The sequence below is a fragment of the Streptomyces sp. WY228 genome, assembly GCF_019287315.1.
GTDB classification, from domain to species: domain Bacteria; phylum Actinomycetota; class Actinomycetes; order Streptomycetales; family Streptomycetaceae; genus Streptomyces; species Streptomyces caviscabies.
The window spans coordinates 2,747,441-2,760,431 of sequence record NZ_CP079114.1; the positions used below are offsets into that span (position 1 = coordinate 2,747,441).

Sequence of the window (12,991 nt, forward strand, 5' to 3'; positions counted from 1 at the left end):
CTCTCGCACACCCACCACCGATCGACGAAGGACCGGACGACCACGCCATGACCAAGGACGTCATCGCCCTCACCTCTCGGATGCCCGACCCCTGGGCCGTACTGGCGGGCCTGCTCTCGGGCGGCCCGGACAAGCTGGTGGGCACCCGCGGCGAGGGGGCGGTGATCCAGCTCTGCGACGCGGAGGGCCGCCCACTCGTCTCCGTGGAGGCGCCGCTGCTGGTCTCCGTCGAGGGCGAGGCCGAGCGGCTGCTCGGGACCACGGCGCCCCCGGTCCCGTACTGGTGGACAGAGGCGCGTGCCACCACGGGCGTCGCGGAGGCGGAGCAGCTCGCGGGCACGTTCGCGGCCCGGCTGGCCTCGCTGGTGGGCGGCTCTGCCTGGCCGCCGGACGCGGCCGGCTCGATCGCCGTGGTGAAGACCGACGGCGTGAGCGTCGCCCCCGAACCGGTGGCGGACCGGCCCGCCATCGACGTGCTCACCGGCAAGGTCGCTGTCGTCATCCAGGACCGCCCGGTGGTGGCCATGACGGCCTGGCTCTCGGACGCGTTCCGCGCGGCGGCGGAGGCGGGCCTGGGCCTTCAGATCGTCAGCCCGGCGGGCACCATGCTCTCCCCCGCCGTACGGGACGCACTGGGCGGCTGGCCGTCCCGCTGGATCGTCCAGGACGAACGCGACGGCTACTACGACGGCCTGACGGGGGCGGTACTGCGCTGGCAGGACGGCGCGTTCGACCCGGTCCTCTCACCCGACGCCACGGAGGACGACCCGCACACCCCGGTGGCAGCCGCCTACCGGGAGGTCCGGGACACCGGAGAACGCCAACTGGGGCTGACCTTCCGCATGGTGCACCCCGCGGACGAGCGGCTGGTGCTCGGCGGCGGCCTGGAGACGGTGTGGCGGGAGCTGACGGGCGAACCGCCGGCCGGCTGGGGCACATCGGAACCTGCGACCCTCCCCTGGTCGCTCGGTCGGCTGACGGACGTGGCGTACGAGCGGGCGCCGGAACCGACCTGGCTCGTGGTGGTCGGAAGCCGCTCGCGACCGGGAATCGCGACCGTACGCATCACGCGGACGAAGGCGGGCGTGGAGGAGGAGGTGACGCTGGCGTTCGGCTACGGCGCCGGCGAGGAACCTCCGCTGGACGCCCTGCCCGCGGCCGCCGAGGCGCTCGCCACACGCCACCACCTCCAGTCGATGCTCGTACAACTTCGCAAAGCGCGCCGCGATGTAGCCGTACCTCCACGCTTCGAGGGACCAGGGGTCCCGCTGGCCTTCGTGCTGGGCGCGGAGGAGGTCCGCGCGATGCCGGGAGACCGGGCGAGGCGTACGCCGCTGACCGAGCAACCGGTGCGGCTCGGCCCGAGGACCAGGCCTGCTCTGTACTACCCGCTGCCGGGGGACCCTTCGGATCTGGCAGGGTGGCAGGAGTTCGAGAGGCTGATGCGGCATCTCAAGGGGGCGTAGACGCTCACCGGCCGCAATCTGGCTGATTGCAGATTGCAGTAGTGATGTAGCGGTTGATAGACAGAGACATACGCATACGCATGTTCGTTCGATGTGTCAGTAGGGCGGGGGATGTCATGAAGTTCGACATGGGGGCTTCGGTCCTGTCGAGGCTGTTGTCGGATTCGCAGGGCGCGAGTACGGATCTGGGCACGCTGATCCAGCAGTTGATCGCGGCCGCGGAGCCGTTGGAGGGGAAGTTCAACGGAGCCGGGAAGGTCGCGTTCGACGACTTCAAGGCGCGTTCGGACGAGATCACGAAGGCGTTGAACGCGTCGCTGTCGGGGATTCTGGGCGGTCAGTCGGGGATGGACGCGGCGTTCGGCTCGGGTGACCAGGAGCAGGGCGAGAACGCGAAGTCGCAGATGGCGTCGGCGAATTTCGACGCCGCACGTTTCGGCGGCCGCTGACTCCGGTCGCGGTGTGGGCTTCGTACGGTTTTTGTCTGACGGGGAGTGATGAGTGATGGCGGGAAGCACGGACCGGCGTTCGTACGACACGGGCGCTTCGACGGAGGTGCAGGCGGCGCTTCAGGTGGTGATCGGTCGCCTGGAGCAGGTGATCACGGCGCGGGACACGCAGGTGAAGGCGGCGATGAACGATTTCGCGGCCGATGGCGTGGCGGATGAGTACCACGGCAAGGAACTGCGGTGGAACGCGACGTCGCAGGAGGTACGGAACATCATCCGGCTGCTGCGGACGACGTTGGAGAAGAACGACGGAACGGCCACGCAGACGCTGGCGCGGGCGAAGGCCGCCGTCGACAGCATCGGCTGACCGCCGGCCGGCTTCGTATTGCCGCCCGTCGTGCGGGTGGGCGGCTCGGCTTTGGTGTGCGTACGGGGGATGTGGGATGACCGGGTGGGATATCAAGCCGCAGGGTGTGCAGGGCCAGTTGAAGGTCGTCGGGGTGCATGCCGGTGAGCTGGAGAAGGCGCTGAACACGCTGATGAAGGACCTCGGGGAGGCCGCGCAGTCGGCGGGGACCGCGGTTCCGGGAACTGCTGCGAGTACACCGCTGCACGGTCCGGTGGCACCGGGGCAGGCACCGTTGTCGCGGGCGGCGTCGGGGCCGGTGGCGGCGGCGCTGGGTGAGTACGTGACGGCGCGGCAGGCGCAGCTGACGTCGATGTCGGAGCGGATCCAGGCGGCTGTACTGGGTGCGGCGACGGCGACGAACGAGTATGTGGAGGGCGACCTCGACACGGCGAAGCAGGCGCAGAACGCGGCGAAGTCGGTGCGTCTGGACCTGCTGAAGGACCTTCGGGGTGCGAAGTGAGTGATGACCAGCCCGTGGTCCTGGAGGGCATCCCGGTCTTCACGGGCGACCTCGCTCTGCTGGACTCCACGGTCAAGGAGCTGACCAAGGACGGGGCGAAGATCGCCACGGCCGCGGGCGACATCCACAGCAGCTTCGGCGGTCTACAGGCCTTCTACCAGGCCCCCGAGGCCGATCAGCTGTTCGCGACGACGAAACCGGTCGCCGACCGCGGGGCGGCGCTGAAGTCCGACCTCGCCACGATCACCGGTGCGCTGAGCGCCTACTCGGACGAGGCGCACCCGCTGGTCGAGAAGCTGAGGCAGCTCAAGCGGGACGCGGGTGCGTTCCTCGTCAAGGTCAACGCGGACGACAAGTGGCGCGAGGACGGCGACCTGGTCGAGGAGAACAATCACCGCCGCGACGAGATCAGGGAAACCTGGGCGGCGTTCCAGGCGGTGGAGCGCGCCTGTTACAACAAGATCATCGCTATGGTCCCGGGCGGCAAGCCGCTCACGACGAATGACGGCTCCAACGGCAAGCACATGTACGGGTACGACGCCGAGGCCCTGAAGCAGGCCAAGGGGCTGCCCTGGGGCGATCCGGTCAAGGAGTCGACCCGCTGGTACCAGTTCTACGAACACGTCTGGGACTTCGGCAAGGGCTTCGTCGTCGACGGCGTCTGGGGCACGGTCAAGGGCCTGGGCACCCTGTTCGGCACGGAGGGCTGGGACACGGCCAAGCAGGCCTGGACCGGCCTGGGGAACCTTGCCACGGGTGTGATCCTCACCGTCGCCGCACCGCACGTGCTGTGGCTGACCCCGGAGAAGGACCTGCCGGGCTTCGCCCGGGACGCGCGCAACGCGATGAAGGAGACCGGCAAAGCGCTGATCGCCTACGACCAGTGGGGCGAGAACCCGGCGCGGGCCGGCGGCGCGGTCACCTTCAACGCCCTGACAACGATCTTCACCGGCGGCGCGGGAGGCGGGGTCTCCGGCGCGGGCAAGGCAGCCGCCGCGGCGAAGGCCATCTCCTTCGCGAACAAGGCGAGCCGCGTCGTCGACCCGACCACGTACCTCTTCAAGGGCGCCGGCGCGGGCATGTCCAAGATCAGCGATGTGATGGCCGGCATCAAGGGCATGGGTCGGGTCGAGGTGCCGACCCTGCCACCCGGTGCGATCACGCTGCCGGACGGCGCGTTCAAACTCGGCGACGGCACCCTGCATCTGCCCGAGGGCACGGCTGCCCCGGAAGGCGCGTTCGAGATCCCGAAGGGCTCGGTCAAGCTCCCGGACGGCGCGAAGATCCCCACCGGAGCGGTAGACCTCGGCGACGGCGTCTACCACCTCCCCGAAGGCGTGACCCCGCCCGCGGGCTCCCTGCCGATCCAGGAAGGCGCCCTCAAGCTCCCGGAGGGCACCACCGCCCTGCCCGAGGGCACCTTCAGAGGCGTCGACGCCGACGGCAACGTCGTCCACCTCGACCGCCAGGGCAACATCCTCGGAGAGGACGGCACCCTCAAGCAGCACCACACGGCAGCCCAACGCGAGAACCCGACGGACGGCGCTTCCGCCAGAACGGACGCGGACAGCCCCCTGCCCCGTACCCCGGCCGAACAGTCGGCCCTCGTCGGCGCGGGCGCACGCGGCGGCAGCGACACGGTACGGCTGGGCTCGGACCTGGGCGACGCGGGGCGGGTGGGCGACGACCTCGGCCGTACGGGCGACGACGCCTCGAACCTCAACAGGTCACCGGGCGGAACCGCGAACAACCTGCCGACCAACAGCGTGGACAACAGCACGCCTGGCGGTGGCCCGCGGGGCGGCCAGGGCGATCATGTCCCGGCGAACAGCCTGGACGGGGGAACGTCCAGCGCATCCCACACAAACGGCACCAGCGCGGGCAACGGCAACGCGGAGATACCTCCAGCAGGAGGCAGTCACGGCGGATCGGGCAGCGCTGCGACTGACAGCGCTGTCCCGGACGCGTCGGCTGCGAATGCCCGTGGTCACGACGTTCCCGCACGAACGCCGGACGAAGCTGCGGCCATCGCGGAGTATGAGGCGGCTCGCGACGTGCCTCCTCATGACCGGACACCTGAACAGCGAGCGGCAATCACCCGGGAACACGTACGGCTGGCAAACGAAGGTGGGTCTTGGTTCCGCGAAAACTACGACGAGATAGGCCGTCGCGAGAGTTCCCGTCGAAAGGTCGATGGCCAGCTCCTACCCAAGCTCGCCCGCCGGGAGGGCGGCGGCTGGATGGCAGCGGACGGCCTGCCTTACGCGAGCGGGGAAAGCTTCCTGCTGGAACCCATCCACCGAGGTCGCTCCACCGTCAGCCCCGACGATCTGAAGCACTTGGACGAAGTCTCAGCGAAGCGCAGGGCAGGCATGGATCTCAACGCCGCGAAGGAGCACTACAAGACCGACCCCTCCACCAGCAATGCCGACGCGCTCGCCCAAGCACAGGCAAGGTTTGATGAAACGGTCGGCGTAGGAGTGTCGAACAACAGCAAGCTAGGGGAGGCATTGGGCGAGGAGGCGGCTCGTCGCCACATCATGCTCCAGGAGAGGTTCGCGGGCTCCCGGGAGGTCACAGACCTTCCTCAAACGCCTAATGGCTCCAAGAGGTTCGACCAGCTCTGGCGAACCAAAGAGGGCAAACTGGTAATCGTCGAGGCAAAGGGCCCTAAAGCCGTCCTGGACTGGCGACAAGGCAGCGGAGATCTCGACAGTGGCACCATGGTGAAGCAGGGCACCCTGGAATACGTCCGCACCATCCTCGCCGACATGGAATCACGCGCCCTGACATCCCCACTTGACGCCAAGTACGCCGCGGAGATTCGGGCCGCGATCGAGGACAGATCCCTTCAGTACGTTCTCGTTCAGGCCACAGAAAACCATGGCAAGTATGCTGGGGCTCAAATGAAGCACTTCAAGATCTTCTGAGGAGAAGTACGTTGACGGTCACTGTTTCCCGCCACCCCTTCCGAACAGGGAATGCGACGGCAGGACTTGCCGTACTCCAAAATAGCGCGGAAGGATTGATCGAAGGCTTGGAGGCCGACTCCACCCGCCTGGGCGACGCCTTCCAGTTGACGCTCACGCTCGCGAAGTCACACTGCCTTCTGGACACCGAGGCATCCCTCCTGCCTACCTGGAAGGCGTGGGTCAACGCCATGCAGGTAGGCTCCGCAACGTTCGCCACAATGAACACAGCAGAACAAGAGGTGCACTGCCGCATCGCGGAGAAGGATCGGACACTCCGAACGACTGGTCCGCAGCGCTACACGCACGCGGGAACTTGGCTGACGGCCTTCTACCTCTCAATGGTCTGCAGAGAGAAGGGCCGGCTGACTACCTTGTGCCAGGTACCGGTATCTCTGCTCAAGGAATCCGGGGCGCCTCACGACGAATTTATCTACGACTGGGTAGAGACCCTTCAGGCCTACTGGCTCGGTGGACCAGACCTGGGTTCCAAATTGGTGGCAGCAATCGATGGCACGGACCCCCAAAACAGCCAGCTCAACGACTCTCAGACAACGGCGAAACTCCTCTACCCGCCGATGGAGATGTTCCACCGCCTGGTCCGCGACGATCACGCCGGATTCAATAGAGCATTGACCGATGCTCTCCAGTGGCACAAGGAGTACTGGAGCACAGAAGACAACGCGCTCCAGGCTACCGGCCTGGTCGCCCTCCCGCCTCTCGCCATGGCATGCCTCGCCTACGACTTGGGTCTCCCCATCGACGTGGAATCCGACTACCTCCCCATCGCCCTCCTGGAACGGGACTGGGCAGGAGAGTTCCCTACGTAAAGAGACCGATATCGTGTGGGTGGCGAGCGAACGCAGCGGAAACTGCGGGTTCTGCAAGCGGCCGCATGGTGCTCGCCTGCATGGCTTACGACAGCGGATTCCCGATCGATGTCGAGTCGGACTACCTGACGAGAGAGTTCCTCCCACTTCGGTTGGGCGCGCGAGGTTGGTTCCTGACGACCTGACATTCTCAGGATCATCGCCCACGACCAGTGGGACGATGAAAAGCCGAAGGGCACTAGTCTACAATAAAGAAAATAGATACAGAATCCCTCACGGATCGAATCTTCGCGATTCGCCGACTGAAGGAGGAACGTAGTTTCATCCATGGCGCATCCCATGCTCTACTTATGGGCGAGCGCCTCTTTCGATCCGCAATCCGGATACAAGAGCTTAATAAGGGTTCCTCAGTCCCAATCTCCGGTTTCGGTCGATTCGAAGACTGACCCTTCGTTGATATTGCACGCCGGGTAGATCCTTCGGTAGCCTAAAATCCAGAAATCGCATTCCGGTTGAATAGTTTTCTAACTGAACATGCAAGCAACCCACTGACTGGACGGATCTGCCGTTTCGCCTTGAATTGGGTATCGCTTCCCGATGAAGCTCCCCCGACATTATCTGACCTCCCAGATCCTTTCGAACCACCGATCATCCTTTTCGAGCGAGGTGGCGGATTCTGGATCGAAAATGGGTTCATCGACTTCGTCGCCCACCGCGTCCGACTGGCCAATCTGGATCAGTACCTCGATCGCCAGCCGCTTGCCTCTCTGGACGCCGACCATCTCGACTCACTGGATGAGAATCAGTAGAACTGTGACAGCACCTCTCCTTATCGGGCGATCCGAAATGGACATGGGAACCTACCAATGACTGTAGAGATTGCCCGCCACGATCTGCCGACCGGGGCCGATGCGGAACGCCTCGCTGAAGGACTTGACGAAGATCTGGCCGAGGAAATTATTCATCTTGAGAAGACGGCGGCACTCATCGACTCAGCCTTCGGGTCTGCCCGCCTGACCTTGCACGCCAGGTGCGTGATCGACCCCCGGGCGGCAGGCGTCGAGACATGGGAATCCACGGTCAAAGCCCTGCAGATCGGCTCAGCCTTGTTCGCCGTGACAGCCATACAGGAAGGCGCCGTCGAGTGCCGGATCAACCGCAAGGTGCGGTCCATCCCTGCGATCGGCCCGCTGTCCACAGCCGACGCCGGCACCTGGCTGACCGCGTTCTGGCTGGCCGTCATCTGCCGCGACCAGGAACGCATGACCCAGCTCAGCGAGATCACCCTGGACCGGCTCCGCTCGCCCGAGGGTTCCTACGACGAGTACATCTACCACTGGGTCGACACCCTCCAGAGCTGGTGGCTCCGGCGGCCCGGCCTCGCGGACAAGCTCATCGCCACCATCGAGGCATCCGACCCAGCCATCGCCCGCGTCGCACCACAAGATCTGCTCCAGGCGGTGCTCTACCCGCCGATCAACCTCTTCTACCACTACGTCCGCAACGACCGAGACGGATTCACCTCCGCCCTCGCCGACGCCCTCAAACTCCACAAGACCTACTGGACCCTCAACGAGGATCGCGCCACAGACATCGACGGCAGCATCGCCCTCGGCCCCCTCGCCATCGCCTGCCTCGCCTCCGACGCCGAGTTCCCACTCGATATCGAATCAGGCTACCTCCCCAAGCACCTCCTGGAACGCACCTGGATCGGCGAATTCCCCACCTGAGTTCCCTCCTGGTCGCGATCCTGTTCACGCCAGTCCGAGTTGTTACTTACGAGTTTCTTCGCGTTGACCTCAACGATTCTTACCTTCGCCTGGACCTCGTCGGCGGCCGCAGCCCAGGTGAACGGGTTGGCGTTCTCGTTCCAGGAGTTGATGTATTCGCGAATCTGTTTGATCAGAACGTTGACGTTGGAAAACATGACGCGGCGGATCGATTGCCGGGGGAGGGTTCCGAACCAGATCTCGATCTGGGTGGACGTGCGGACGGGCATCCTTGCCGGTGTGCGGTTTCACCACCTTCTTCAAGAAGGACAGGAAGTCCTTGCCGTTCCGGGCGGCCTCACTCTCCGTGCACTTCGCCGGCTATCACGTTCAGCATGGCGGATAGGTTCGTGGTGCGCCGTCTACGATTTACCGTCATGGGCATATGCATGGACGTGCTGATCGTCGACTGGGACCACCTCATGTCGGTACCGGAGGATCGGCACTCCGCAGTGCTGTACGAGGCCGCCGACTCGGTGGACGAGGAGTGGTGGGCCAGCGGGCCGGACCAGCCGGCGTCCGTCGAGCCCCAGTGGTTCTGGCCCACTCCCCCGACCCCCGGCTGGTTCGGGAAGTTCGACTTCGGAGTCGTCGGCTCCTCGTACAAGGATCACTTCTGGGCGGGTGAGCGGTGGGAGGAGATCCGGGCGTTCGTCGAGCCGGGGCTGCGGTCGGGCGTGGACCGGTTCATCGATCCTCTTTTCTGGGGTGGGCTTGAGTACATGCCCGATCGGGAGGACGTCCGGGAGGCGCCGGCGCTCGTGATGACGGACGAGGCTCCTGCGCACAGCGGCCATCTGTTGTGGCGCCGGCCGTCCGCCGTCTCCTCACTCAAGGTTCTCTGGAATTCCGCCGGCCCTGAACTGGGCCTGTTGCGTGGCCCGTTCGATCAGCACTCCCGTGCCGACTTCGGGCGGATCAATGACTTCGACACCTTCGCCGGGCTGCTCCGGGGGTGGGGCGACGTCATCAGCCAAGCGGAGCTGCGGGGCTGGGGCGTTGTCGGGCTGCGTTGTTGAGGGCGGGCGAACGCGGAACGGCGCCCGGCGTCAGCGGGTGGATGGGGCGTGTGCGGGCGCCCTGGTCGGTTGTCGTGGTGATCTGGGTGATCGCGGCCGTGCTGATCCTTGTGGGTGGCGTCGCGCATGTCGGCGATCTCGCGCGCCAGGGGCTGTGGGCCCATGCGTGGGCTCCCGGCTGGCTCAACCTCTACTGGTCGTCGCTCGCCGTCCTCGATCCGCTTGCCGCCGTGCTTCTGCTGCGCGGCAAGCGGATCGGCTTCGACCTCGCATGCGGGGTCATGGCGACAGACCTGGCTGCCAACCTGTACGCCACATACGGGCTCCGTGACAGCGAGCTTCTTGTCGAGCCAGGGCTCCAACGGGTCTTCATTTTCGCCCTGTTCGTGTTCGGGGCTGCTCCGTTTGTCCGCCGGTGGCTCACCTAGGCGCTCACACAGGAGCCCCTCGACCCAACCGGCTGCCGAAGCGGACCACCGACAGCTTCGCGCCGCCCCGTACCGGCTGGTGAGATCCACCGGGCTCGCCCTCTGTTTCGTATCCCGCCTTGCGCGCGAGGCCGCCGCGACCACCTCCTCCTTGCGTTATCGGCAAGTCGCTATGCGCCTTACGCAATCCAGCCGTACGCTCGACGGCATGGCTCACGACGCACACACCACGGCCCCCGCCCACCGTCACGATCACGGCCACACCCACGGCAACGGTCACGGCAACGCCCACGGACATGGCCACAGCCACGCCCACGACTCCGATGCGACGCCCAACGGTCTGCCCGAGATCCTCGACCTCGACGCCGCCCTCTTCGCGCCGCATCTGACCGCGCTCACCGGGCGGATCGCCTGTCTGGCCGGTGACGACGTCCGGCACATCGTCGACCTCGGCTCGGGCACCGGGACCGGCACCTTCGCCCTGCTGGAGCAGTTCCCGACCGCCCGTGTGACCGCCGTCGACAGCTCGCCCGCCATGCTGGAGCGGCTCACCTCGGCGGCCCGGGACCGGGGGCTGGGCGACCGTGTGCGCACGCTGGAGGCCGACGCCGGTGCGGGGCTGCCCGGGGTCGTCGACGCCGACCTCGTCTGGGCGTCGGCCTCGCTGCACCACCTGGACGACCCCGCGGCCGCCCTCGCCGGTATCCGTGCCGCGCTGCGCCCCGGGGGGCTGCTGGCCGTCGCCGAGGTGGACGGGATGCCGAAGTTCCTGGCCGAGGACGGACCGTGGGGTGAGCTGGAGGCCCGTTGCCGCGAGGCCCTCGACGGTCTGCATGCCGAGCGGATGCCGCACCGCGGGGCCGACTGGGGCGCCCTGCTGGCCGCCGCCGGTCTCCCCGTCGAGCAGGAGCGCGCCGAGCGGTGGGAGCTGCGCGCGCCCCTGCCCGAGGGGGCGGGGCGGTACGCCTTCCTCGTCTTCGAGCGGATCCGCGGCACCCTCGAAGGGCGCGTCGACGCCGAGGATCTGGCCGCGCTCGACCGGCTCGTCGACGGCGGGCCCGAGGACGTGCGCCACCGCGACGACCTCGTCGTACGGTCCACGCGCGAGACCTGGATGGCCCGCCGCCCCGCCTGAGAACCATCCACGTCGTTCGCGTGCGTCAGTGTGCGCGTGTGGCCGCCTTCGCCGCCTGCTCGATCTTCGTGCGGTGGGCCGCGCGGGCTTCCTCGTCGATCGGCTGCTCCTGTTCGGGGCGCAGCCCGGTCCTGCCGTCCATGCCCTCGCGCAGGATGTCGGCCTGCCCGGTATGCCGGATGGTCTCGCCGAGGACATGCACCAGGACGGCGAACAGGTTCGTGTGGGTATAAGGCTCCGGCCACCACGGCACATGACCGGGGGCGTCGATGGAAAGCTTGTCGATCGTCGCGTCCGCGTGTTCCCACGTACGCCGGTAGAACGCGATGATCTCTTCGCGGGTCTCGTCCTCCGCCGCCCACTGATCGCTGCCGTCGGAGTCCTGCCACCGGCACAGCGGTTCCGGGGAAGGCCGGTCGAAGACCTCGCCGAAGTACCTGGCCTCGACGGTGGCCACGTGTTTGACCAGGCCGAGGAGGTTGGTCCCGGTCGCCGTCAGCGGTCGGCGGGCGTCGTACTCGGACAGGTCGTCGAGTTTCCAGAGCAGCGTCGCGCGGTCCCGCCGCAGCCTTCCGTGCAGGTTGTCTTTCGCGAAGTCATCAATCATGCGGCGTGAGTCTTTCTGTCGAGTGATCCAGCGAGCGGTTCAGTGAGCGGCGGGAGAAGGGGAAGGAGCAGGTGAGGGGGCAGGCGAAGGGGCAGGGGACGTGCGCGGGTGCCAGGTGCGGATCCAGCCGGCCGTGAGCACCACCGCGCCGCCCGCCAGGGCGATGGCGCCACCTGTTCCCGTGCCGGCCGCGGCCACCGCGCCCAGGCAGACCGGTCCGACGCCCTGCAGCGTCATGCTGCCGGAGCCGATCAAGCCGAACGCCTGGCCCTGGCCGTCCTCCGGCAGGGCGTCCAGGAACGGGCGTTGCAGGCCGAGTCCGTAGGCGTATCCGAGGCCGCTGAGCAGCAGCAGACAGGACGAGACGCCCACCCCGGGCTCGGCGGCGAAGCCGAGCAGAGGCAGCCCCGCCAGCGCGACCAACGGGACCACCAGCCGTTCCCGGTTACGCGGCCGCAGAAATCGGCCCACCAGCAGGTCGCCGACCAGCATGCCGACCGGAAGGCAGCCCATCAGCACCGCGTACCGGCCGGGCGCGAATCCGCGTTCTCCCGCGTAGGCGACGATGAGGCCCTCCGCGCCCGCCACGAACGCGACGGGCAGCCACTGGGCCACCATCAGTCGTCGCACCGTACGGTCGCGCAGCAGCAGGCCCGCACCCCGCAGGCTTGCCCGGACGGCCCCGCCATCGGCCCCGCTGTCGCCCCCTCCGTCGGCCCCGCTGTCGCACCCGGTGCTGCCGGGTGTGCCGCCGGTCTCCCCCGCCCGCAGCCGGGGCAACCGGAGTCGAACGGCGAGCGCGCAGCCGAGATAGAGGACGGCGCTGACCGCGAGCGCCCGGCGCGGGCCGAGTGCCGCGACGGCCGCACCGCCCAGCGCCAGGCCGAACACCTGCGCGCCCGCACTGGCGATGTTGCTCAGCGAACGGCCCAGTACGTAGGCGTCGCCCTTCAGCGACTGCGCGACCAGCCGGCTCGACGCGCCGTGAAACACCGGTGTGGCGAGAGAAACCAGCGCCACGACACCGAGGCTCGCCGCGACCGGCATGCGCACCACCGCGAGCAGCAGGGCGGTGGCGCACGTCAGGGCGTAGCCGCCGGTGATGAGCGCGCGGGGCGGCAGTCGGTCGGCCAGTGAGCCCAGCAGCAGCGAGCCGAACAGCTGCGGGATGAAGCCGATGCCGAACGCCACCGCACTCAGCAGCGCGGAGCCGGTGGACGAGAAGACCAGAACCGAGAACGTGGTGATCCGCAGCGCGTCCGCGGTGATCGCGACGGTACGGGTCGAGAACAGCAGCCGGAAGCGCGGTTCGGCCAGCACCTCGCGGTACGTGGCTCGATGGTCGCCCTGCGCGGGCCCGGCGGTCGGAGTCATGACGCGCAGCCTCGCCGTGCGCCCGCACCACCCACCAATGATTCGTCGCTGGACGAATCCGAGCAGGCGTCCCGCA

14 protein-coding genes are annotated in these 12,991 nt (G+C 67.4%); 10 read left to right on the forward strand and 4 right to left on the reverse strand.

Annotated elements, in window-relative coordinates:
* The first annotated feature begins 47 nt into the window (after positions 1–47).
* The 6 genes from KV381_RS11830 (at position 48) to KV381_RS11855 (ending at position 6,583) form a co-directional block, all read left to right on the forward strand.
* A complete protein-coding gene (locus KV381_RS11830) occupies positions 48–1,466 on the forward strand; it encodes a DUF6177 family protein (protein WP_030085441.1) in 1,419 nt (472 codons plus the stop codon).
* A 116-nt stretch (positions 1,467–1,582) separates the two neighbouring features.
* Positions 1,583–1,915 carry a hypothetical protein gene (locus KV381_RS11835; RefSeq protein ID WP_030085439.1) on the forward strand — a complete coding sequence of 111 codons (333 nt, stop codon included), beginning with the start codon at positions 1,583–1,585 and terminating at the stop codon, positions 1,913–1,915.
* A gap of 55 nt (positions 1,916–1,970) precedes the next feature.
* Positions 1,971–2,282 (forward strand): pore-forming ESAT-6 family protein, encoded by a 312-nt coding sequence (locus KV381_RS11840; protein ID WP_030085437.1) that lies wholly within the window; start codon positions 1,971–1,973, stop codon positions 2,280–2,282.
* A 76-nt stretch (positions 2,283–2,358) separates the two neighbouring features.
* Positions 2,359–2,784, forward strand: coding sequence for a DUF6507 family protein (locus KV381_RS11845; RefSeq protein ID WP_030085435.1), 426 nt, complete (start codon positions 2,359–2,361; stop codon positions 2,782–2,784).
* Positions 2,781–5,714 (forward strand): hypothetical protein, encoded by a 2,934-nt coding sequence (locus KV381_RS11850; RefSeq protein ID WP_103537456.1) that lies wholly within the window; start codon positions 2,781–2,783, stop codon positions 5,712–5,714. The genes KV381_RS11845 and KV381_RS11850 overlap by 4 nt, the downstream gene beginning before the upstream one ends.
* A gap of 107 nt (positions 5,715–5,821) precedes the next feature.
* Positions 5,822–6,583, forward strand: a complete 762-nt coding sequence (locus KV381_RS11855; protein WP_234024657.1) for an immunity 49 family protein — start codon at positions 5,822–5,824, stop codon at positions 6,581–6,583.
* Positions 6,584–7,197: 614 nt separating this feature from the next.
* Here the strand turns inward: KV381_RS11855 and KV381_RS11860 are convergent.
* Positions 7,198–7,365 (reverse strand): hypothetical protein, encoded by a 168-nt coding sequence (locus KV381_RS11860; RefSeq protein ID WP_158688319.1) that lies wholly within the window; start codon positions 7,363–7,365, stop codon positions 7,198–7,200.
* Positions 7,366–7,617: 252 nt separating this feature from the next.
* Here KV381_RS11860 and KV381_RS11865 point away from each other — a divergent pair, with 252 nt between their 5' ends.
* The gene (locus tag KV381_RS11865) at positions 7,618–8,313 is read left to right on the forward strand and encodes an immunity 49 family protein (RefSeq protein ID WP_306438620.1); all 696 of its coding nucleotides are present in this window, start codon (positions 7,618–7,620) and stop codon (positions 8,311–8,313) included.
* On the opposite strand, the gene KV381_RS11870 is transcribed toward KV381_RS11865, so the two are convergent.
* On the reverse strand, positions 8,259–8,582 hold the full coding sequence (locus KV381_RS11870) for a hypothetical protein (protein ID WP_030085426.1): 324 nt from the start codon (positions 8,580–8,582) through the stop codon (positions 8,259–8,261). The genes KV381_RS11865 and KV381_RS11870 overlap by 55 nt on opposite strands.
* 147 nt (positions 8,583–8,729) lie before the next feature.
* On the opposite strand from KV381_RS11870, the gene KV381_RS11875 reads away from it, so the two are divergent.
* The 3 genes from KV381_RS11875 to KV381_RS11885 all read left to right on the forward strand — a co-directional run bounded on the left by KV381_RS11875 (position 8,730) and on the right by KV381_RS11885 (position 10,934).
* Entirely contained in the window at positions 8,730–9,371 is a 642-nt protein-coding gene (locus KV381_RS11875) for a hypothetical protein (protein WP_030085424.1), read from the forward strand.
* A gap of 77 nt (positions 9,372–9,448) precedes the next feature.
* Positions 9,449–9,799 carry a hypothetical protein gene (locus KV381_RS11880; RefSeq protein ID WP_030085422.1) on the forward strand — a complete coding sequence of 117 codons (351 nt, stop codon included), beginning with the start codon at positions 9,449–9,451 and terminating at the stop codon, positions 9,797–9,799.
* Positions 9,800–10,007: 208 nt separating this feature from the next.
* A complete protein-coding gene (locus KV381_RS11885) occupies positions 10,008–10,934 on the forward strand; it encodes a trans-aconitate 2-methyltransferase (RefSeq protein ID WP_218785182.1) in 927 nt (308 codons plus the stop codon).
* Positions 10,935–10,959: 25 nt separating this feature from the next.
* Here KV381_RS11885 and KV381_RS11890 read toward each other — a convergent pair whose 3' ends face one another.
* A complete protein-coding gene (locus KV381_RS11890) occupies positions 10,960–11,541 on the reverse strand; it encodes a DinB family protein (RefSeq protein WP_030085418.1) in 582 nt (193 codons plus the stop codon).
* Positions 11,542–11,580: 39 nt separating this feature from the next.
* Positions 11,581–12,915 carry an MFS transporter gene (locus KV381_RS11895; protein WP_193463252.1) on the reverse strand — a complete coding sequence of 445 codons (1,335 nt, stop codon included), beginning with the start codon at positions 12,913–12,915 and terminating at the stop codon, positions 11,581–11,583.
* Between the last annotated feature and the right edge of the window lie 76 nt (positions 12,916–12,991).